This is a genomic window from Alicyclobacillus sendaiensis NBRC 100866 (assembly GCF_001552675.1).
GTDB lineage: Bacteria > Bacillota > Bacilli > Alicyclobacillales > Alicyclobacillaceae > Alicyclobacillus > Alicyclobacillus sendaiensis.
This window is the reverse complement of sequence record NZ_BCRQ01000009.1, coordinates 1-21,462: the sequence shown is the minus strand read 5'-3', so window position 1 is coordinate 21,462 and position 21,462 is coordinate 1. Positions and strand designations below refer to the sequence as shown.

Sequence of the window (21,462 nt, the reverse complement as noted above, 5' to 3'; positions counted from 1 at the left end):
CATGGTACGCGCGACGGCGGCCGAACGCAAGTCGCAAACGGCCGGCGCGCCATCCATCACTTGGATCCGCTCGACTTGCCGCTGAGCTCCGACATCATGAGCTGGAGCGAGGCGTACGCCGTATCGGTCTTCTTCACGTTCTTCAAGCCCTGCTCCACCACCTGCTTAGCAAGGCTTGTCTCCTTCAGCGTCACATACGCCTGCGCGAGCTGCCAGTAGGCCCAACCGTACGACGGATCCATCTGAATCGACTTCTGATAATACGGAATGGCCGCCTTCGGCTGATTCTCGCGCTCGCGATACATGTTGCCGAGCGCGGTCCAAGCCAGCCCAGACTTCGGATTGATCTGAGTCGCGCGCTTGAAGTAGTGAATCGCCGCCTGAACGTTGCCGTTGACCGAGGCGCTGTCCGCTGCGTTCATCTGCGCCTCGAAGTTCGTCGGACTCTTGTCCGCAATCTGCATCAAGTGCTTCATGTTCGCCGTGCCCACCTCGGTCTTGGGCGCGACGACCATGCTGTTGTTCCCCGTCCGCACGACGGTCGTGGTCGACGTGTTTGTCGTATTGTTGGCTGTGCCGCACCCTGCCAACAGGCCCGCCGCCAGTGCGGCACACCCAGCAGATACAACAAGCTTCCGAAGCATCCCATCTCCCCCTGTCGCCATCTTCATCTTGGCATTCTACCACACGCGCGCCAAAACGAAAGTCCAACAAGAACGGAACCGGGCGCCTGCTCGCCGAAGGGTTTAGGCCGCCTCGGCCAGCGGCGCCCGGTGACATCCTTTGAGCAGCGCTGTCCTCACGCCTTCAGCTCCACCGCGCAACTCGCGGTGACGGCGAACGGGTCCGGGATGAGGATGCGCTGCGCCTCCGCATCCGAAACGCCGGCGTACAGGTGCGCCGTTCCATCTGGATAGCGCACGAGCCCGCCGCTGAACACCACGTCCGCCAGCTCAGGCCGCTTCGCTTCACCGCCGAGAAAATCTTGCCGCTCCGCGATGACCCTCACCGGCGTGACGAGATCCAGATTCAGATGGAGCGAGAAACACATCGCCTTGTAGTGCAGAAGTCCGTCCTCCGACCGATAGGCGATGTGGCCAAGCACGCCGACCGTGGCCGGATCGATCAGCTGGGCCTCATTGACGCCGCCCCACTCGCCGGGATAGAACCGATCCGGCAGGCACTCCGCGCGGAGAATGGACTCCGGCGAAAGTTCGTCGAGCGACGACAGGACCGTCCAGCCAATCTGCGCCTGCCCGCCGTAGCGCGCGCCGTTCGGCCGGGTGAAGACGCCGACGCGCTCGTCCGGCAACTCCACCAGGCGAATGTCCTTCATCCACTGGGGCCCGACGGCGAAAAGCCGCAAGTCCGCGAGCGAATGGCCGCGGTAGAACACGGTGCGATACTCAATCTCGTGGTTGTGGAACGGATTGGTCCAAATTTCGACGCCGCCAAACACAATTTCCCCGTGGATGCGCGCGTGAAACGGGTCTTGCAGGCCCCGGAACGTCCGAAGCCCTTCCACCACGGTCCAGACGCCGTCCTCAGCCTCTTCGAAAAAGATGACCTCCGAGAACTCGCTGTGGCGCGGCTCGACGCGCGCCGGGATGATGGCTCGCCCTCCGTCCACGATGGGTGCCGCGATGTTGTAGACATCGCGCCCCTCAACGCCGCGGAACCGAATCTTCTCCACGTGGTACACCTGTCGCTCTTGCCGATACTCCTGTGCAAGCCACTCGCATGGCTTCGCGGCACAGATGGATTTCACCTTTGGGCACTCCCTTGATGTAGTACATATCCTATGTCGAACGCGGCCGCATTCGCTCCTCCGGCGGGCTTTCGACCTGGCCCTACGATGGGCCGCGGCGCGACTTACGGAATGGACGCGCCCCACTCGCCGAAAGTTCAACGCGCCTGCGGCCCGCGATTCCCTTGGTGCTGCGAGCCGATCAGCCCAAGCATACGGCCTCGGCGCGGGCGATTCAAGAGCTTGGAGAAGAAAAGGAGAAGAAAAGATGAATCATCCGCGCATGATGGCCCGAAACCAGGGAAGCATGCGCTTCGCCGGTGACGCCCCCGGCCCGTGGTCCACGCGGACGGTCGCCGTCGACCCCTGCGCGGGCGCGGAGGCAAACGCCGCCTGAATCTCCCTCGCCGGCACGATGGCATTCGTGTCGGCGCCGTAATTCGCGCCGCCAATCGCGATGCCACTCATCACGGGCAGCGTCTGCAAGGGCCCCTGCACGTCGCGCGACACCATGTCCGGCGTGACCGACGGGGTCGGGACGCTCTCCTGTGTCACTGCCCACACGCCCGCCCCCTGCGCCGTGAGCTGGCGGAGGGCGGGTGGACGGCGGCTGCGGCGCCTATGGCGGTCGGTAGCCGCGGCGGCATCACACCTACGGCGAATGGCAGCCGGCGATCGCGGCGACAATCCCATGCGGCGGCTGATTGGTGCCAACCGCGGCGCAAGGCGCCCTCTCCCTGTGCGAGACACGCAAGCCCCTCGCGCCGGCCTCGTGCTATACTCGCGGTAGCATGAGCGAGGGGGCTCTGTCATGGAACGGATATTCACCTATCCTGCTGTCATCGAGGCGCAGGCGGCGCGCAGGGGAGACGCGCCGTACCTCGTGTGGCAACTCGACGGCGACCGACCGGAGACGCTCTCCTACCGGGAATATCAACAGGCATGCGCGGCCGTTTCCGCGTGGCTCCAAGCCGAAGGTATTCAACCGGGCCATCGCGTCGCGCTCGCCCTCGACAACTCCCCAGAGATGGTCGTGGCCTATGGCGCGGTGACGTCGATGGGCGCCATCGCGGTGCCCATCAACCCGACGCTCTCCCTGCCTGAAATGACCTTCATCCTCCAGGACGTCGAAGCAAGTGCCTTCATCGGCGCGCCTGATCGAGCGGAGGCGCTCGCCGCGAACCGCGAAGTGACAAGCGTTGAGCGGTGGCTCACGCCCGAGGCCCTGTGGCGACAAGTGGTGTCGGGTGGCGAGGGCGCGCCGCAGTCTGCAGACGTGCGCCCCGATTCCACCGCCATGATCCTCTACACCTCCGGCACCACCGGGCGACCAAAGGGCGTGATGCTGAGCCACGAAGGCGTGCTCCGCACCGCCCAGACGGTGTGCGACTACCTCGAGTCGACGGATGGGGAGCGCATCCTGAACCTGCTCCCCATGACGCACTGCTTCTCGATTTGCGTCGAGATTTTGCACGCGCTGCTCGCGGGCGGCACGCTCTTTATCCGATCCGGCACGTTTGCGCCCCGCGCCGTGCTCGGCGAGATCGAGCGGCACCGCGTGACGTTCATCTGCGGTGTGCCGAGCATCTTCATGTTGCTGAACGAGGCGCTGAAGAGGCACCCGGTCGATGTCTCCTCGCTGCGCGTGGGCCTGGTGGGCGGCGCGCCCGTTCCCGTCGAGACCATCCGCGAATTCGAGGCCCAGACGGGCATCGTGATGGTGGAGGGCTACGGCCAGACCGAGCTCTCGCCGCTCGCGACGCTGCAGCCGCCCCATCCAGACAAGCGCCGCCTGTCCTCCTGCGGCCTGCCGATTCCGGGCACGGAGGTCCGCATCGTGGACGCCGAGGGCCGAGACGTGCCGGTGGGCGAGCCGGGCGAGCTCTTGGTGCGGGGATTCAACGTCATGCAGGGCTACTGGCGGCAGCCGGAGCGGACGGCGGAGACCATCGAGCAGGACGGCTGGCTGCACACGGGCGACGTCTTTCGGCAGGACGCGGACGGGTATCTGTACGCCGTCGATCGCCTGAAGGACGTGATCATCTACGGAGGCTTCAACATCTACCCGAAGGAAGTGGAGTCGGTCCTGTACCGGCACAGGTCGGTGCTCGAGGCGTACGTGGTGGGCGCGCCGGACGCGCTGAAGGGCGAGATCCCCGTGGCCTTCGTCCGCATCGACGAGTCGGCGGATCCGAGCGCCGTACAAGCGGAACTCGAGGCGCTCTGCCGCGAGGATCTCGCGCCGTACAAACGCCCGCGCCGGTATCACTTTGTGGATACGTTCCCAAAGACATCCACGGGGAAGGTGTTGCGGCGGGAACTGCGGCACATGGCGGCCGAAACGCTGAGTGGACCAGCGCGCGAGAGCAGAAGCGCGCGTGCATGACGAAGGCGGGAGCGCCCCGCGGCGCCAACCCGATGAGCGCCTCGTACCTGAAGAGGATGGCGCTTGGGAGCTAGGGAGGGCGCCGAACCGGCCGTCAGGCAACCTTGGACCCATTGAGGTTCACGTGCGCGCAGAGACCTCGCGCCCCGCGCCTCACGCGGGCTGCGCCTGCCGGCCGAGCCGCGTTCGCCGCAACAGGAGGCTGTTCGACACCACGCTCACCGAGCTCATGGCCATCGCCGCCCCCGCGATGATGGGGCTCAGGATGCCAAACGCCGCGAGCGGGATGCCGAGCACGTTGTAGACGAGCGCCCAAAACAGGTTCTGCCGGATCTTGCGCATCGTCGCCCGGGACAGGCGCAGCGCGTCCACGACGGCCCCCACGTCGCCTCGCATCAGCGCGAGGCCCGCCACCTCGAGCGCCACGTCCGCGCCCGTGCCCATCGCCATGCCCACGTCCGCCGCCGCGAGCGCCGGCGCGTCGTTGATCCCATCCCCGACCATCGCGACGACCCGCCCCGATTGTCTCAGCGCCTCGACCTTCGCCGCCTTGTCGCCAGGCAGAACCCCGGCCATCACGTGCGCAATGCCGAGGCGCTCCGCCACGGCCCGCGCGGTGTCCTCCGCGTCGCCCGTCAACATCCACACGTCCACGCCCATCTCGCGCAGCGCCTCAATCGCCGCTCGAGCATCCGGCTTCACTTCGTCCGCCATGGCGATGGCGCCCACCATCTCCTTCTCGCGCGCCACCAGCACCACCGTGTGGCCAGGCCCAGCGAGCTTGTGCCACACCGGTTCCGACAGGCCCCGCACAGCGCCTTGCAGCCAGCTCGGGCTCCCGACGCGCACGCGCGCGCCCTCCACCACGCCTTCAATTCCGCGCCCCGGCACGGCGGCCACGTCCCGCGCCGCCGGCACCGCCAAGCCGCGCGCCTTCGCCGCCTCCACCACCGCGCGGCCGAGCGGATGCTCGCTCTGCGCCTCGAGCGCGGCCGCAAGCCGCAACACCTCGTCTTCCGCGACACCTTCTGCCGCCCACACCGCGGTCACCACCGGCTTGCCAAGCGTCAGCGTCCCCGTCTTGTCGATCACGACCGTATCCACGCGCGCGGCCGCTTCGAGATGCTCGCCGCCCTTCACGAGGATGCCCAGCTCCGCGCCGAGCCCCGTCCCCACCATGATGGCCGTCGGCGTGGCGAGACCCAGCGAGCACGGGCAGGCGATGACCAGCACCGCGATGGCCGCAAACAGCCCGTGCGACCAGTGCCCGAAGGCGCCCCAGATGAGGAACGTGAGGAGCGCCACCCCGAGCACCGCCGGGACAAAGACGCCCGAGATGCGATCCGCCAGGCGCTGCACCGGCGCCTTCGACCCTTGGGCGCGCTCCACCAGCCGAATGACCTGCGCCAGCGCCGTGTCCCGGCCCACCTTCGTGACGCGCATCACGAAGGCATTCGTCTGGTTGAGCGACGCACCCACCACCTCGTCCCCTGGCGCTTTCACCACCGGCAGCGGCTCGCCCGTGAGAAACGACTCGTCCACCTCCGTCATCCCTTCCGTCACCACCCCATCGGCAGGTACCCGCTCGCCCGGTTTGACGCGGACGAGATCGCCCACCTGAAGCGCTTCGACCGGGACGTCCGTCTCTTCGCCGTCCCGCAGGACGTGCGCCACCTTGGCGCCGAGCTTCGCCAGCGACGCAATGGCCGCGCTCGATCTCGCCTTGGCCCTCGCCTCGAGCAGCTTGCCCATGAAGATGAGCGTCACGACCGTCGCCGAGCTGTCGAAGTAGACGTCAGGGCGCCCCTCCACGGTGAGGACCGCGCTGTACGCGTAGGCCACCGTGGTGCCGAGCGCCACGAGGACGTCCATGTTCGCCGCGCCGCCGCGCAGCGCGTGATACGCGCCCTTGTAGAAGCGCCAGCCGACGAAGAACTGGACCGGCGTCGCGAGCAGCCACGCAGCCCAGTTCGGCAGGAACGGCCGCCCACCCGCGAGCATGACGAACATCTGCACGACAAGCGGCAGCGTGAGGATGGCGGAGAGGGTGAACGTGGCGAGATCGCGCCGATACGCCTGGCGCTTGCGCGCCTCTTCCTCCGCCTCCACTTCGCTCGCGAGGGCCGCGCCGTAGCCCGCCTTCTCCACCGCGCGGATGATGTCGTCCACGTCGATCACGCCGGGCACATACGCCACCCGCGCCTTCTCCGACGCGAGGTTGACGTTCACCTCCTGCACGGCGTCCAGCCGCCCGACCACCTTCTCAATCCGCGCCGCGCACGCCGCGCACGTCATGCCGGTGATGCGCAGGTCCACCTCGCGCAGCGGCACGGAATATCCCGTCTTCTCGATTTTCTCGACAATCTCGGTCCACGGCGTGTCAGGCGAAACCACCACGCGCGCGCGCTCGGACGCGAGGTTCACGTTGACCTCCTGCACGCCCGGGAGCTTCGACAGGTTTTTCTCGATCCGCGCCGCACACGCCGCGCACGTCATGCCTTCGATAGGAAGCGTGAGTTCGCGAGTCTCCGCCATGTTTTCACCCCAATCCGCGGCTCGAGGCCAAAAACCGAAACGCTCCGCGCCTCTGCATGCCCGTGTGGCCGAGCGCCCTCGCCAAGAAGCGCACCATCGGCCCAGGCAAGCTCTGCGCTCGGCATCTTCTGATCTCACCATACCCCAGTAGGGTATAGACGTCAAGGGGCATTGCTCCTGGGCCCGGGAAGTCTTCCGGCCCGCATCGCCCACTCGCGCCTTGTCGCCGGATGCTGGAGCATGCCCTTGGCGAAGCCCCGCCCGCCCCCGCAGGGGCCGCCGCACCCGAGTCGCTCCGGCGCGGCCTTCGTGCGGTTGCAAGGCTCGTAAACAAGCGTTAACTTTAGAATCGGCCTGTCGCACGGGCCCATACGTCGGACGCAGGAGTACCCGTTATGAAGTCGCGTCGTTCGGTGACACCGCTACCACGAGAGTCGTACGCGTTCCTCGTCGCACGCTTGTTCAACGCGATGGGCAGCGCTTTCATTTGGCCGCTCACCACCATCTACGTCCACAACGTGCTCCACGGCGACTACGCAGCCGCAGGTTGGGTGCTCTTCGGCCAGTCGCTCGCCGGAGCCCTCGGACAGTTCGCCGGCGGAGCCCTGTATCATCGCCTCGGGCCCATGCGGCTCATCGTCGGATCCTTGCTGCTGACCGCGATGGCACAGTGGAGCCTCATGTTGGCGCATTCGCTTCTGCCCTACGCCGCGACCATCGCCGCCAACAGTTTTCTCATCTCCGCCACGCAACCCGCGCTGAACGCCTTCGTGGGCAACCGCTGGAAATCGGTCAGCGCCAGGCTCTTCAACACCATGTACGTGATGACGAACATCGGCATTGCCGTCGGCACCGCGCTCGCGGGCTTGATTGCGTCCGTCTCGTTTTTGCTCACGTTCTTCCTGAACGGCTGCCTCACCATGTCGTTTGCCGTGTTCATGTGGCGTTTTCTGCGCAAGCTTGGGCCTGACGCGGAGGACGTGCTCGTCGACGCCATGCCGCAGGTCGATGCGTCGGCCCGGCATCTCCTGCGAAACTATCGCGTCTATGCGCTGCTCGGCGCAGGCACGCTGGCCCTGAATCTCGCGCTCGCCGCCTGGAACTCAGGCGTGGCGCCATACCTCAACCAGACCGGCCATCAGCCGGACGCGTACAGCGTGCTCTGGACCGTGAACGGCCTTCTCATCCTCGTCGGCCAGCCGCTGACCGGATGGCTGAAGCGCCGCGTGGTTCAGACGCCAGCGGCACAGCTCGTGATGAGCGGCCTGCTCTACGCCGCCGCGTTTTCCGGCATGGCCGTCGCCCATCGGGCGTATGCCGCGCTCGTGGCCGGCATGGTGGTGGCCACTTTCGGCGAGATGCTGAACGCGCCGACAGTGCCGGCCCTCCTCACCCAGATCACCGGTCGCCACGCGGCGTTTTATCTGGGACTCGTCGGCGCCATCGGCAACGTCGGGAGCCTGATGGGGCCGGTCGCTTTCGGCCACCTGTTCGATCTCGCCGGCATCTCCCCGATTCTCTGGACAGCGACGGGCGCGTGCGCCCTGGCCACGGCTGCTTTCGCAGGATATGCGCGGGCGATCCGGGACGCCGCCGGATGGCCGAGGAGCCAGGCGCATGGCCGGGCATCGGATGTGTGAGGGAGGAGCGCGATTCATACAGCGAAGGATTGCGAGGTTCCACGGCGCCCCCATATCCTTTTTCAGAAGGAAGATGAAGAGCACACGCAGAATGTCGTCCTATCTCCACGGGCGAATGTTCTACTCGGACTCAACCTGGCCATTGCACAGTCTGTGCTAGGTTTTCGTGACCTGCGTGTACGAGAATCCTGATGTGAGGGCGAGGTCGGCCACCATCAAATGGACGCTTATGCACAAGCCGCAACGCGTCACCTTCGCGACTCCAAGTTATTGTTTGGCAACCAGCGGTTTGATAATGCGGTGTATTTGGCGGGTTATGTCGCCGAATGTTCCATGAAAGCGATGATCGAAGTTTTCGATCGACATTCCAACCCTCGTCAATTCGGACACAATCTCAGGAAATTACAACAGGAGGGGCTGAACCGATCCATACGCCTGCAGCCCAAACTTCACTCCTTCTTGTCCAGTTTCGCCATCGACTCCACAGAGCTGGCTAAGGGCCATCCCGACCGACGGTATTGGGCCACCGGACGATGGCGGCCCGACCTCGCACGTGCCGTACTTGAGCTCGCCGAGGAGATTTATCAAAAAACCCTTTTGGAAATGGTGCTAAGTGGATATTTAAGGAGGAGTGACCTTGGTTGACGTTTTCTTTGATAACGTGTTGCAGGTGGCGTGGGATGCTCTGTTAGAGGTCGACGTTTTCCTGGCATCGTGCAGGAGCGTCACATTGATTCGCGACGTGCAAGGGAAGATCACGCTGTTCGTCGAGCCTGCTGCAGGCGTGCACATCGACCGCGCGACGGTGGACGAAACGCAGAGCACGCTCTCCAAAAAGCTTGGTCCATTTTTTGCGAACGACATCTGGATTTCGGACCCAGACGATGACGTTCTCGCTTCCCTGGAACGGACCATAAGGATGGAGCGCGAACAAGCCGATTGGCTCAAACGCGAAAAAGGTTCCTCGCTGAATTGCACTGTCTATATCCTTGAGAGGCGCGTTGCGAAAGAGTATTGGAGGGCGCAGGGTTCGCTGGATTGGGAACTCCCATGGTCTGTGGCTGAAGTGGACGATGGAAGGCGTCCTGCCATTATCACGTTCTACTCTTTCAAGGGTGGCCAAGGACGCACGACCGCGCTCGCGGCTGTGGGTCTGTTGCTCGCCCGTCGCGGGTTTCGAGTGGGAATGATCGACTTGGATCTCGAAGCTCCAGGCCTTGGTTCTATCTTCTTTCCTGACGGCAGCATATCGATGGGCGTCATCGACTACCTCATCAACAAGCCGGTACTTGGTGCGCATTTTACGCTTCCGACCAGCGTCTTGTCCGTCATCGACCGCCACCTGATTGGAGATGGCCATCCGATTCGGGTGATACCTGCCGGACATGTGAATTCTGCCTATCTCGAAAAGCTCGCCAGACTGGATTTTCAACATCAGATGTCCAGGGTCATTCGAGACACGATGCAGCAACTTCTCACCGAATTCGCGGACGCGTATGATCTTGACGTTCTGTTCATCGACTCTCGGGCCGGTTTTCACGATCTCGGCGGTCTCGCCATGACGCAACTGTCCCACGCAGTCGTCTTGCTGGGGAATCAATCTCGACAGACGTGGGCGGGACTCGTCCCTGTGATTCAAGCCCTCTCCGGGCATGGTGTTCGAGAGCCCGTTCCTGTCGTGCTGGTTCATGCGATGGCGCCAGGGCCATCCCACGTTAACTTCACCCATGAGACACGCATGTTTCGTGAAACAGCGTACGACGTGTTCCAACGCCACTATTATCCAGAGCAGGACCCTGAGGAACCAGATGACATCGCGGTACCGAACGAAAACGATCCCGAGGCTCCCTTTCATCCCGTGGTTGTTCCTTGGAATGAAAATCTTCGAGCCGATTTGCGCTTGTTGAGAATGGGAGAAGATGATACCGTGCGGGTAAAAGCGCTCGTCGGTATCTTAACGTCGCAGCCGTACACAGAATTGGCCGAGCGACTCACCTCTTTGTTCAATCGGTTTGTTCACCCTCGTTCTAGGGGTTGATTTCCTTGTGGGACAAACGCATCCTTCTCGAGCAACTGAAAACCATCGGCCCTGGAAACGCAGAATACGACACGCGTGACCCAAAGTCGTTCTTCCGCAACTTCTTGGTTGTCGACGACTATCGGAATGTGCTCGACCCAGACATCCTGCTCATCCTCGGCGGACGTGGAGTCGGCAAGTCCGCCCTGTTTCACGTGCTGAACCTCCCGGGTGGACCGTCGAGTATCCTGCAGACGCTGAGACATCCGGTATCTATTGCATGGGATCGAGCATGCTGGATTCGCGGTTACGGGCGAGTGGATCAGGACCGTTTTTTCCCCGCCCCCGACGTCCTGCAAAGCGAAGTGGACGAATCGGACGCTCTCTGGTGGAGGGCATTTTGGATAGGACTTCTGCTCGCGTGCCTGCTGCGCGACGGTACGCACGAGGTCAAGGAGGTCCTTCGTCACCGGATCTCGGATGTCTGGCGCGCTGGATTGGAAAGGAACCGCTCCCACGTGTCCGAATGGTTCCCTCAGATCCGCGAGAACATGGAACTCGCCAATGACATTCTTGATGAGTTGGACGAGTACCTTACCGAGACCAATCAATGGCTATTCGTGACCTACGATGAACTCGACCGTCTGGTCAAGGATTACCACAGCCTGTTTTCGCCCATCCGGGAATTGTTGGCGTTTTGGCTTGACCGGTGGCGGAGATGGCGACGTATTCGCCCGAAAATCTTTCTGCGATCCGACCTTTTCAGCATGGACAAATTGCGTTTTCCGGACGCCTCGAAGTATTCGGGACACCAGGTCAGCCTGAACTGGACGCCCAATGAACTGTATCAGTTGCTCATCAAGCGACTGGCAAACCTCGAGCCACCGATGCACGACTACGTTGTTCGCATCCCTGACATCATCGAAGGAGAAGACGAGCAGCTGGGCTACCTGCCCACGCACCACGAGCATCTGCACAAAGCTTTCATCGATGAGATGGTGGGCCCGTTTATGGGTGCAAACGCGCGCAAAGGCATCACGTTTCGATGGATACCCAATCACCTGATGGATGCAGAAGGGCAGATTGCTCCTCGCCCGTTCATCAAACTCTTCGCGTTTGCGGCCGAACGAGAGTTGGAGAGTTTCGACGTCAAAGCGCTGCCGGGCGATCGCCTGTTGCGCCCCATCAACATTCAAGGCGCGCTGATGCAGACGTCTCAGGAACGCATCGCGGAACTCCTTGAGGAATATCCGTGGGTCAGCGCGCTCGCGTCTGCGTTCCAGAATGTGGAGGTCCCCGCCCCGGAGGAGCGCTTCATCGATGCCCTGCAACGAGCACAGTGGTCGGAGACGGAGCCGCCGCCGTCGCGCGAGCCTCGCGGCGTGATCGAAGCGTTAATCCAGCTCGGCATTCTGGAGCGGCGGCTGGACGGCCGTTTGAACGCGCCGGAGATCTACATGCACGGGTTTGGGATGAAGCGCCGAGGCGGCGTGAAGCGCCCGCGCGCATAGCGTGGCTCCTTTGCGGCAGCGTTTCTCCCCGCCGCGCCCGGCGCGATGTCCTCTTGCGTCTGTCCACCCGCATATGCATGTCCAATTCTAGGGCACTTCTGGGCACCCCCGCGGGTGCCCTGTTGCGCGCGCCATTTCCCTCACGCGTATTCCAGCCGCACCCGCGTCCCGCGGCCGCCGGGCTCCGCCGGCTCGACCATCAGCCGGCGTGGCACCCGTTCGCGGAGCTCCGGCACGTGGCTGATGAGCCCAATGGCCATCCGCTCCTCTCGGAGCCGCTCGAGCGACGACATGACCACGTCGAGCAGCTCGGGATCGAGCGTGCCAAAGCCCTCGTCCAAGAAGAAAAACTCGAGCGGATGCTGTCCGCGCAGTTGGATGTGCGCGGAGAGCGCCAGGGCGAGCGAGAGCGAGGTCACAAACGTCTCGCCGCCGGACAGCGTCGACACTGGGCGCTCGACGCCGCCCAAGTGATCGTCGCGCATCACGAAATCGCCGGTTGGCGTCAACACGAGCCGGTAACGGCCGTGGGTGAGCGAAGCCAGCCGCTCCGACGCCTGCCGCGCCACTTCGGCCATCTCCTCGCGCCCCACGAACTGCACAAACGCATTGCCGCGCAGGACGTCGCTCAGCGCCTTCAGCCTCCGCGCCGATTCGCGGGCCTGCTCGAGCCTCCCGCTGACCTCGTCGAAGCGCGCGCGGCGGGCTTCCACGTCGGAAAGCTGCTGCCTGCACGCCCCCACCCGCTGTTGTGCCTCGGCGTGCGCTGCCTCAGCAGCCTGAGCGCGGGCTCGGGCGTCGGCGAGCTCCGCCGGATCCGCGCGCCGGCCGGCGAGTTGGCGGGCGAGATCGTCCAGCCGCTGCTTCACCGCCTGCAGCGCGTCGCGGTAGCGGGCGATCTCGCCCTCCGCATCCGCCACCTCGCGCTCGTCGAGCAGCGCGTCCCGCACCTCCCCGGGTGTCGCGAAGCCGGATTCGGCCAGCGCGGCCTCCAGCGCCTCGCGCGCACGCGCTTCGGTCCGGCGCGACTCGCTTAACGCTGCCTCGGCCTGCGCGGCGTCCGTCCGCGCCTTGTCGCGCGCCGCTTCGGCGGCCTCCCGTGCGCGAAGCGCCTCGGCCACCGCGCGCCGGAGACCCTCCAGCGCAGCCTGAGTCTCGGCGAGCGCCTCGGCCACGGAGCGCCCGGCTGTCATCTCGTCCAGGCGAGCCCTGTCGCCGTCGGCGCCCGCGCGGAGCTGCGCAGCGCGCACCTCGGCTTCGTGGACACGGCGCTCGGCCTCTCGCCGCTCGCGCTCCGCCTCTTCGCGGCGAACGCCCACCTGCGCGAGCTGGTCCGCGAGCTCGGTGCGCCGCTCGTCCGCCTCGGCCGCGAGCTTGTCGTCCTCTTCCAGGCGACGGAGCCGCTCCTCGACCGCGTGGGCGATGGCCGCACCGTCCATCCCGTCCCCAAGCACCGCCTCCGCGGCCCGCCGCAGGGACGCCTCCGCCGCTTGCACCTTCTCCTCGGCCGCTGCCGCGATGGCCCGCTGCCGCTCCCACTCCGACCGCGCCGCCTTCAGGCGCTCCTCGGCGGCCACCGCGCTGCGGTTCGCGCCCTCGAGCCGCTCCGCGATGGATGCCGCTTCGGCCGCGAGCTCCTGCGCGCGGGCTTCCCAGGCTGCCCAGGCCGCTTCCGCCTCCGCCACCTCGTCGGCCACGCGCCGGACGTGCGACCGCCAGCCCTCCACCGACGCGGGCGGGGTTTCTTCCGCCACGCCCTGCGCCTCCGTCCAAAGCTCCGCGAGCGCCGTCAGGCGGCGCGCGCGTTCCTCGTCCGCTCGGCTTGCCTCCATCGCCGCGGCTTCCGCCTTCGCCAGGGCGGCTTGGTACTGCCGCTCGGCCTCGCGAAGCGCCTCGTCCGCCGCGCGCCAAAGCGCCTCCGCCTCGGCCAGGGCGAGATCGTCATCTTCCGTCCACACCTCGGCCGCCTCGTGCCCGCCGAGGGCTGGACTTGGATGGTGCGTGGCGCCGCAGACCGGACAGGGCTTTCCGTCCACCAGCTGGCGGGCCAACTCGGCGATGAGTTGGCCTTGCCGCGCGGCCCAGCGCCGCTCCCGCTCCGACCGCCACCGCTCGAGGGACTCGAGCGCCGACTTGGCCTCTCGCTCGCGCGCGCTGCGCACGTCCTCCGCCTGCGCCCGCGCCCGATCCGCCGCCTCCGCGCGGCGGCGGGCTTGCGCCGCGGCCTGCTCGGCCTGTTCCAGTTCGCGCACGCGCTCCTCCGCCCGCAGATACCAGGTGCGAAGGCTGGCCAGCGCATCGCGCGTGTGCGCGGGGCGGGCGCCTTCATGCGCGGCCCGCCGCGACTCGGCGGACGCCGACTCCGCGAGCAAGCCATCTCGCACCGCCGCCGCTTCCCGCCAGGCGTGATCGGCCTGCTCCACGTCCGTGCGGCGCGACGCAAGGCGCGCGGCCTCTTCATCCCGCGCGAGCGCCGCCATCCGCCAGGCATCGTGGGCGCGGCGGAGCTCGTCGAGCGCGCTTCTCATCTCGTGAGGCACGTGGTGCGCCCGAAACGCGCGCTCGGCATCCTCGAGCGCCTGCCGCAGCGCCACGGCCTTCGCCTCGAGATCGGCGCAGGACTGTTCCGCACGCGCCAAACGCGCGCGCTCGGATGCGAGCTCACGCTCAGCCTCTTGGGCGGCCCGCGCCTTGTCCGCCCAAGCGCGCTCCAGGGCTTCGGCTTCGCGCAGGCGCGCCTGCTCGGCGATGAGCGCGGGCTCCTCCGCCTCGCGCCGGGATGTGGCCTCCGCGTCCGCTCTTATGGCTTCTTCCGCGCGCGACTCGGCGGCGAGGAGATTGGAACGAGCCTCGTCCGCGCGCGCCTGCGCCGCCTGCGCCATCGCAGCGGCTTCTTCCCAGGCCACCACAAGCGGCATGAGCACCTCCGCGCGGCGATGGCGCGCAAGCCGCCCCTCGAGCCGCGCCACCTCCTCCGCGCGCTCCCGCAGGCGATTCGCCTCATCCTCCGCCTGCCGGCGCGCGGCATCCAGCTCGGCCACGCGCTCGAGATCCCGCAGGCGCGCTTCGGCCTCCCGCCGCTCGGCTTCCGCCTTCGCAAGCGCCTGGTTGGCCTCCGCGAGCGCCGATTGTGCCCGCGCCAGCGCCTCCTCCGATGCATCGCCCATTTCGGCGAGTGCCGCCTCCAGCTGCCCCACCTCCTGCGCGGCCTCGGCCAACCGCAGAGACACCTTCTCGGAGAGTTTTTTGCCGTAGCGCTCCAGACCAAACAGCCGCTCGAGCATTTTCCCGCGATCCGCCCCGGAGAGGTGCAGAAATTCGGCGAACTGCCCCTGCGGCAGCACCACGGCCCGCGTGAAATCCTCCTCTTTGAGCCCCAGAATGGCCTCGATGGCGGCGTCCACCTCCCGCGCCCCCTCGGCCACCACGACGAGGCCGCCCGCCTCTTCCAATTGCAGCAGCCGGCTCGCCGCGGAAAGGGCGGAAAAAGGACTCTGTCCGCGCTTGAAGGCGCGCTCCACGCGGTACCGCCTGCGCCGCGCACCTGTGCCAATCTCGAATTCAAAGAGGATTTCCATGCGCGCCTCGAGCGGATTCACCGTTCCCTGTGTATGGCGTGACGCCCGCGCCGAACTTCCGAAGAGGGCCAAGGTGATGGCGTCGAGGATGGTCGACTTGCCGCTCCCCGTCGGCCCAAAGATGCCGAAAAGCCCGTGCTCCGTCAGCGCCTGAAAGTCGATTTCCTGCCGCTCCCTGTAGCTTCGCAGCCCCTGCACCACCAGCCGAATCGGCCTCATGCGCCCACCTCCTCGCCCGCCTCCGCGTTCGCCGCGGGCCCGCCAGCGTCCCGATCCACGTCCTGCACGAGCTCGAGGAAGAGCTGCACCAAGGCATCATCCGGCGGCACGCCGACTTTCTCTTCGAAGAAGCGGCGGAAGAGCACGTCCGGCGAGATAGACCTGGATTTCTGCGCGTCCCAATCCTCAACCCCCTCACGCACCGGCAGGATGGGCCGAATATGGACGAGGTGCGGCCGCGCCTCGCGCAGTTCCTGAATGTCCCGCAGGGCCATCTCCGTGTCGACGCGCACCTCGAGGTCAATCCAGGCGCCCTCATCTCGCCCTTCTTCGAGCCAGGCGCGCACCTCGTCGAGGCCCGACGCCCGCCAGCGCACGAGCGGGCGCCCCGCCGCGAGCGGAATCTCCCGCCACCGCGCGCGCTGCCCAGGCTCAGCCTCCACGAGCGTCACCGATTTCTGCTGCCCCGCCTCGGAAAAGCTGTACGCGAGGGGAGACCCGGCATACCGAATCGGCACGCCCCCCGGGCCCTCCATCTCCTGCGGCCGATGCAGATGGCCGAGCGCCACGTACTGCGCGCTTGCGGGGAAGGCCGATGGATCCACCGCATACGCGCCGCCCACCTGGATTTGAATTTCGGAGTCACTCTCCATCCCGCCCACGACGTACACGTGGCTCACGAGCAGGTTGACCGTGTCCGGGCGAAAGTGGCGGGCGAGATCGGCATACCACGACGCGAGGCGCTCACTGTAGCTTCGCCGCATCTCGCCCTCCTCAAGAGATTCGGAGAGCACCTCGCCGAGCCGAGATTCGGACGGATAGGGCACGGCCGCAATCCGGGCCCGGTGGGCGCAGGACGGAACGGCGATTTCGAGCGCGCCCACGCCGCCAAACGGCCGCCACACGCCGCCGTCCCGCGCCTCGGTCGGCCGTATTTCGTCTTTCGGCAACCCCACGAGCGCAATGCCAAGCGAATCTGCCAGCCAGCGCGGGGCGCGGATACGATCGGCGTGATCGTGATTGCCGGCGATGATCACGACGCCCCGGCGCCCACCGGCGGCCAGCCTGTGGAGGGCGTGGTAGAACATCTCCTCCGCCTCTGCGCTCGGGTTCACCGTCTGGTAGACGTCCCCGGCCATGAGGACCAGATCCACCGCCTCGTCCTCGCAAATGGCGGCCAACTCCTCAATGAACTGCCACTGTTCAGGCGCGCGCGCTCGCCCTTCGAGCGTCTTGCCGAAGTGCCAATCCGCGGTATGGAGGATGCGCATGGCATGACCTTCTTTCCGAGTCGAGAGTGGGCCTTCTGGGCCTTTGCAAACATACGTTCGTCGTCGAGTCCCGAACTCCTGCCGCGCCTACGAAAAAATTTGGGACGGCGAATGCGCGCGAAGGAACGCCTCGACCTCCGCGCGGGTGGGGATGCTGTCCGAGGCGCCCGCCCGCGTCACGCACAGGGCGGACGCGGCCGTCGCATAGCGCAGCGCCTGTATCACATCCTCGCCCCCGTCCCACGCCGCGACAAAGGCGCCAATCCACGTGTCGCCTGCCGCCGTCGTGTCGCGCACCTCCACCGGCCACGCCGGCACCTGGATGGTGCCGCGCCGCGTCGCCGCCACCAGGCCCTTGTCGCCGAGCGTCACCACCGCAAGCCCCGGCCCCAGGGCGAGGAGCTGCGCCGCCACCTCGCGCGCCGCCTTCGGGTCCATCACGGGCTTTCCCGCGAGGTGCGAAGCCTCCGCCTCGTTCACGACGAGGACGTCCTCGCTGCGAAGCGCGCCCACCGGCACCTGTGCGGGCGGCGCGGCGTTCCAGACCACGCGAAATCCACGCCCGTGCGCGGCACGGATGGCTGCCAACACGGCGTCTGGCGTAATCTCGTTTTGCACCACCACCGCCATGTCCCGCGGCGCATCCAAATTCATCACGGCGCGCTCCACCCCCTCGGGCGTCAGTGCCGCATTCGCCCCCGGCACCACCACAATGCGGTTCTGCCCGCCCGGTTCGAGGAACACGAGCGCCGTGCCGCTCGGCCCCTCCGCCTGCGTTACGCCTGCGACATCGACGCCCGCCTCCCGCAGCGCGGAGGTCAGCATCCCGGCAAACGCGTCCGTCCCCACGGCGCCCACCATCCGCACGCGCGCCCCCTGCCGGGCCGCCGCAATCGCCTGATTCGCCCCCTTGCCGCCGACCTGGTACCTGGCCGATTGACCCAACACCGTCTCCCCCGGCCCGGGCATCGCGTCGACCCCCACCACCAGGTCCACGTTGATACTGCCGATCACGACCGCATCCACGCGCCCACCTCCTGCCTTCAAGGAAATTTTGAGCTTCTTGTCCTAGCCTCAATGGACACAGAGGATGAATGTTCACACCATACCAAAGGGGGATTCAAATGAAGCACGCCCGTTGGACGAAAGCCGTCGCTACCGTCGCCGCCATCGGCACGCTCGTGGCTGCCGGCAGCCCAGTCGCCCTGGCCGCGCCGCGCGGACTGCATCTCGGCCACCCCGTCGCGGCAAGCCACGGCCACCACGAGAACATCACCGTCACGGATGTCCAGACCAAGGCGGCCGCCGTGCAAGCGCTCTACCAGCAGTACCAGTCGCTCCTGCAGAGCACAACATCTTCGTCCGGCCAGTCGCCGACCGTGGCCCAGCTCATCTCGGAGCTCCAGTCGGACCTGACGGCGCTCCAGAACGCGTCGACCAATCAAGCGACGCGCCAAGCCATGAACCAGATCTTGAAGCAGGTCGCCCAGGCGGAATCCGCCCTCCGGGAGACTCACGCCCTGACCGCCCTCGAGCAGCAGATTTCGAAGGAATACAGCCAGTTCACGCAGGAGATGAACCAGTTGACGTCGTCCACCAACCCACCGGCCGGCCAACTGCGCCAGCTCTGGAACCTGGAGAACCTCCTCATTGCCAAGCTGCGCGAGGCGATTCGCGATCTCGGCGCCACCCCAACGCCGAGCACCGCGCAGTCGACATCGGGATCGACCACTTCCTCAACTTCGAAGGCGACCGGCTCGTCCAGCACGAGCACAAACAGCACGTCCAGCAGCTCGAATGCCACGTCGACGACCTGATGGTAAAGCGAAGCGCCGGGCGACACAAGGTGCCGTTCGGCGCTTGGCTCAAGCGCTGTCGACATGGAGGTCCTGCAGACCTCGCATAGGTATTGACTCCTTCTCATCGGATACGGCAATCTATGTCACAACTCGAGGCTGGCTTCGACACTTTGTAGTCGTAGTCCCCCAAGCCCACTCCCGGCTTGGGACCTGTGGCTAACCCGTGTAGTGTCTAATCCCTCGTGTGCGAGGTTCCATGCGCAGAATTCTTGGTGGCTCTGTGATCCGTAGCATTCGCAGAATTTCCCGCTGCACTTCGGTCGTTTCAGTCCGGTGCACAACGATTCCATTTGGCGTGCGCTTGGTCACCTGATGCATCGCTTGCATGTGGGAGCGGATGTCGGGCCACGAGCGCCCGGTCTTCAGGGTCCGAAACGCGGACTCGAGAACACGACGGTTAACGGCGACGTGTATGTCAATCCTGGCGAAAACGGCTGAGAACACCTGCGCGTTTCTCATTTATCTGCCGAGAAGTACAGAATTTTATATGTTCAAAATTATTCTCCAGACAAGATTTACTCACCAATGACGCATATGTTATTTATGTGTCAAGGCTATTTGGCCACCTCTTCGCTCTATTTGAATATATCCTGTTAATTTGTAGATATACAAATCAGGAAATCTGCAGTCTCTGATGCGTACACAGGATATGGCTCCCTCAGTTTCTTTGATATTATTTTAGGTTTATTTACCTTATTATCTATATATTTAATCTGGTTCTTCTCAAGGACTGTTTCTGTCACAATACATGAAGATCGCATCTATTTTCGAGGACGACCTTTGAGATCTGCAGCGAACATCCGAAATGTAAAACGCACTAGTGAGACATGCCTCCAAACTGGACGAAGCGATTAGGCAATGGTATGTGGAAACCGCGCCACCTCACGAATCACGTACTTCACCCATGGTCAATCCGGCGCATGTGGGCAGACCCGTGCAGGCATGTGAGCCGGCAGCCACGTAAACGGAGCGGCCATCTTGCATGCCACGTCCGGTTCACGCACGGAGCCCCGTCCCGGCACGGCTGGCTTCTCCGTGCGCTTCACGCGGCACGACTTCCCCATGGCCGTCGGTTGCTCCGCAGGACATTCGTGTCGAATGTCGACGCCGCGAGAGCATGAAAATGAAGAGATATCGCGATACGATCACGTCATCTACCGCCAGAGCTCGTTTGACGGTGGTGCATAAAGCCCCATCGTAAGACGGAGCCGGCGACCAGGAGAACCACGGTACGTGTTCCGCGGCTTTGGGACACCCAATCCGATAACTTTCGAACACGCAGTCAAACAACCTTTGAACACTCGTTCCGAATCCATCATTGGACAGGCAGATGGCCCACCACGCAGCTACTTCTTAGTTACCAGTCTCCTCACGGCCTACGGGTCAATTCTCAGGTTCCCCCATCGGTCCTGTTTCAGGTAGCGCTTGAACGTTGGATGGCTTGCGAATCGACAGTGCGCCTTCGTGTGCGCTTCGCCCTGAAGCTCCTTGAGGCGTTCCAACTCCATCCGAAGCTCGCGCAACTTCGCAGCCCGGCGCGCCTCATCGCGTTTGGCTTCCTCGGGATTGAACGCCAACACGTAACGGACCCGGGCCTCGCCGTCTCCCACCACGACCTCCTTCACCTTTCAGGTTCGGACGAAGCTCACGAAAGCGTCCAGGGCGCGCCAAGGCCTCGTCCACCGCCGGTTTCCCAGAGGTCATCTTCTCCCCAGCAATGTAGTGACCGACGGCGCGTTGTCGGATCCGCAGATTGTTCTCGGATGCGAAGCCGCGGTCTACAGCCGTGATCACCCGGCCAAGCTGCCATCCGATGAGATCCTGTTTGAACTTCCGATCGGCCGCCGCTCAGGCAAGACTTCGTCCAATGCAAGCTGTCGCCTTAGCTCATCGGCAGATACGCCCCTCCCATGGGAAGGCTGTCCAGCAGCGTGATTTGGATGGCATCCGACTGGCCGCGCCCTAAGGTAAACTCGTTGCCCACGAAAACGATGAATACTCGGGGCAAGGCGACGGCGCCTCCAGGTGTGTTTCCTCTGCACGGCCGAAGGTGTACAGCACCTTGGCCTTCGGCTGATCGGCCTGTGATCGCGGTAGTTATGGCCTAACCGCACGTAAGTAGCGGTAACAGACCCGTTCTTGGCTTTCGTCGAAGGACGTGGATATACATATCCACGTGATGGGACACAACCTACGCCTATGTAAACAAAACAACACATTTATCCACAGACAAATGCACACCTACAAAAAGCGATAGAAAACGTGGTGCATGCCTGTGGACAAGTCTTACAAGCCGCGCCCTTTAGGATCCCACATTCATCCACGAGTCTACATACTCTGTCCAACTGTCGAAGCCGGGAGACTAAGATAAACCATTTCCGTTCGAGGAGTGGCGTCGTGTACAGCGTGTCCTTAGGTCAATTACTCGGACACCTCCTCACATGGTGAGTCCATGACGTTGTCCTTTGTTTCGAATAGCTTCCAGTCACTAGGTGTAAAGTCGTGACTTCATCGTTTGTGTCCAGTGCGTGACATTTGGTGCCTGGTGGGGATGCGTACTGGGCGGAGCCATGGGCGTGTACGGCGACCTGAAGAGTAGTGAGGTCGACCAAGCCGACTTACTGATTTCATGTATAAAAAGCGGAATGAGGGAATCTAAGAAATTACAGACGAAAACGGAGATCTTCAACTCATCTGGT

14 protein-coding genes and 2 pseudogenes are annotated in these 21,462 nt (G+C 64.6%); 6 read left to right on the top strand and 10 right to left on the bottom strand.

Annotated elements, in window-relative coordinates:
• Window positions 1-56 precede the first annotated feature (56 nt).
• The 3 genes from AS26_RS03215 to AS26_RS03205 all read right to left on the bottom strand — a co-directional run bounded on the left by AS26_RS03215 (window position 57) and on the right by AS26_RS03205 (window position 2,311).
• The gene (locus tag AS26_RS03215; RefSeq protein ID WP_062306093.1) at window positions 57-644 is read right to left on the bottom strand and encodes a tetratricopeptide repeat protein; all 588 of its coding nucleotides are present in this window, start codon (window positions 642-644) and stop codon (window positions 57-59) included.
• Between the two features lie 155 nt (window positions 645-799).
• On the bottom strand, window positions 800-1,768 hold the full coding sequence (locus AS26_RS03210) for a DUF1861 family protein (protein ID WP_062306091.1): 969 nt from the start codon (window positions 1,766-1,768) through the stop codon (window positions 800-802).
• A 252-nt stretch (window positions 1,769-2,020) separates the two neighbouring features.
• Window positions 2,021-2,311, bottom strand: coding sequence for a hypothetical protein (locus AS26_RS03205; RefSeq protein WP_157068434.1), 291 nt, complete (start codon window positions 2,309-2,311; stop codon window positions 2,021-2,023).
• Window positions 2,312-2,558: 247 nt separating this feature from the next.
• Here AS26_RS03205 and AS26_RS03200 point away from each other — a divergent pair, with 247 nt between their 5' ends.
• Window positions 2,559-4,133, top strand: coding sequence for a class I adenylate-forming enzyme family protein (locus AS26_RS03200; protein ID WP_062306088.1), 1,575 nt, complete (start codon window positions 2,559-2,561; stop codon window positions 4,131-4,133).
• 153 nt (window positions 4,134-4,286) lie between these two features.
• Here AS26_RS03200 and AS26_RS03195 read toward each other — a convergent pair whose 3' ends face one another.
• The gene (locus AS26_RS03195) at window positions 4,287-6,668 is read right to left on the bottom strand and encodes a heavy metal translocating P-type ATPase (RefSeq protein WP_062306086.1); all 2,382 of its coding nucleotides are present in this window, start codon (window positions 6,666-6,668) and stop codon (window positions 4,287-4,289) included.
• 395 nt (window positions 6,669-7,063) lie between these two features.
• On the opposite strand from AS26_RS03195, the gene AS26_RS03190 reads away from it, so the two are divergent.
• The 4 genes from AS26_RS03190 (at window position 7,064) to AS26_RS03175 (ending at window position 11,836) form a co-directional block, all read left to right on the top strand.
• Entirely contained in the window at window positions 7,064-8,308 is a 1,245-nt protein-coding gene (locus AS26_RS03190) for an MFS transporter (protein ID WP_062306085.1), read from the top strand.
• A 219-nt stretch (window positions 8,309-8,527) separates the two neighbouring features.
• Entirely contained in the window at window positions 8,528-8,953 is a 426-nt protein-coding gene (locus tag AS26_RS03185) for a HEPN domain-containing protein (RefSeq protein ID WP_062306083.1), read from the top strand.
• Entirely contained in the window at window positions 8,946-10,346 is a 1,401-nt protein-coding gene (locus AS26_RS03180; RefSeq protein WP_062306081.1) for a KGGVGR-motif variant AAA ATPase, read from the top strand. The genes AS26_RS03185 and AS26_RS03180 overlap by 8 nt, the downstream gene beginning before the upstream one ends.
• A 5-nt stretch (window positions 10,347-10,351) precedes the next feature.
• A complete protein-coding gene (locus AS26_RS03175; RefSeq protein ID WP_062306079.1) occupies window positions 10,352-11,836 on the top strand; it encodes a P-loop ATPase, Sll1717 family in 1,485 nt (494 codons plus the stop codon).
• A 140-nt stretch (window positions 11,837-11,976) separates the two neighbouring features.
• On the opposite strand, the gene AS26_RS03170 is transcribed toward AS26_RS03175, so the two are convergent.
• The 3 genes from AS26_RS03170 to AS26_RS03160 all read right to left on the bottom strand — a co-directional run bounded on the left by AS26_RS03170 (window position 11,977) and on the right by AS26_RS03160 (window position 17,930).
• Complete coding sequence (locus AS26_RS03170) at window positions 11,977-15,633, bottom strand: AAA family ATPase (RefSeq protein ID WP_062306077.1); 3,657 nt, start codon at window positions 15,631-15,633, stop codon at window positions 11,977-11,979.
• Window positions 15,630-16,904, bottom strand: coding sequence for an exonuclease SbcCD subunit D (locus AS26_RS03165; protein ID WP_062306076.1), 1,275 nt, complete (start codon window positions 16,902-16,904; stop codon window positions 15,630-15,632). The genes AS26_RS03170 and AS26_RS03165 overlap by 4 nt, the downstream gene beginning before the upstream one ends.
• An 87-nt stretch (window positions 16,905-16,991) precedes the next feature.
• Window positions 16,992-17,930, bottom strand: a complete 939-nt coding sequence (locus AS26_RS03160; RefSeq protein ID WP_062306074.1) for a ribokinase — start codon at window positions 17,928-17,930, stop codon at window positions 16,992-16,994.
• 98 nt (window positions 17,931-18,028) lie between these two features.
• On the opposite strand from AS26_RS03160, the gene AS26_RS03155 reads away from it, so the two are divergent.
• Entirely contained in the window at window positions 18,029-18,721 is a 693-nt protein-coding gene (locus AS26_RS03155; RefSeq protein WP_062306073.1) for a hypothetical protein, read from the top strand.
• A gap of 198 nt (window positions 18,722-18,919) precedes the next feature.
• On the opposite strand, the pseudogene AS26_RS15000 reads toward AS26_RS03155, so the two are convergent.
• The 3 genes and pseudogenes from AS26_RS15000 to AS26_RS14990 form a co-directional block, all read right to left on the bottom strand.
• Window positions 18,920-19,129, bottom strand: a pseudogene (locus AS26_RS15000) (IS1634 family transposase); the annotation flags it as partial.
• A 1,016-nt stretch (window positions 19,130-20,145) separates the two neighbouring features.
• Window positions 20,146-20,590 (bottom strand): annotated as a pseudogene (locus AS26_RS14995) (IS1634 family transposase); the annotation flags it as partial.
• 55 nt (window positions 20,591-20,645) lie between these two features.
• Complete coding sequence (locus AS26_RS14990) at window positions 20,646-20,771, bottom strand: hypothetical protein (protein WP_444541744.1); 126 nt, start codon at window positions 20,769-20,771, stop codon at window positions 20,646-20,648.
• Window positions 20,772-21,462: the final 691 nt, after the last annotated feature.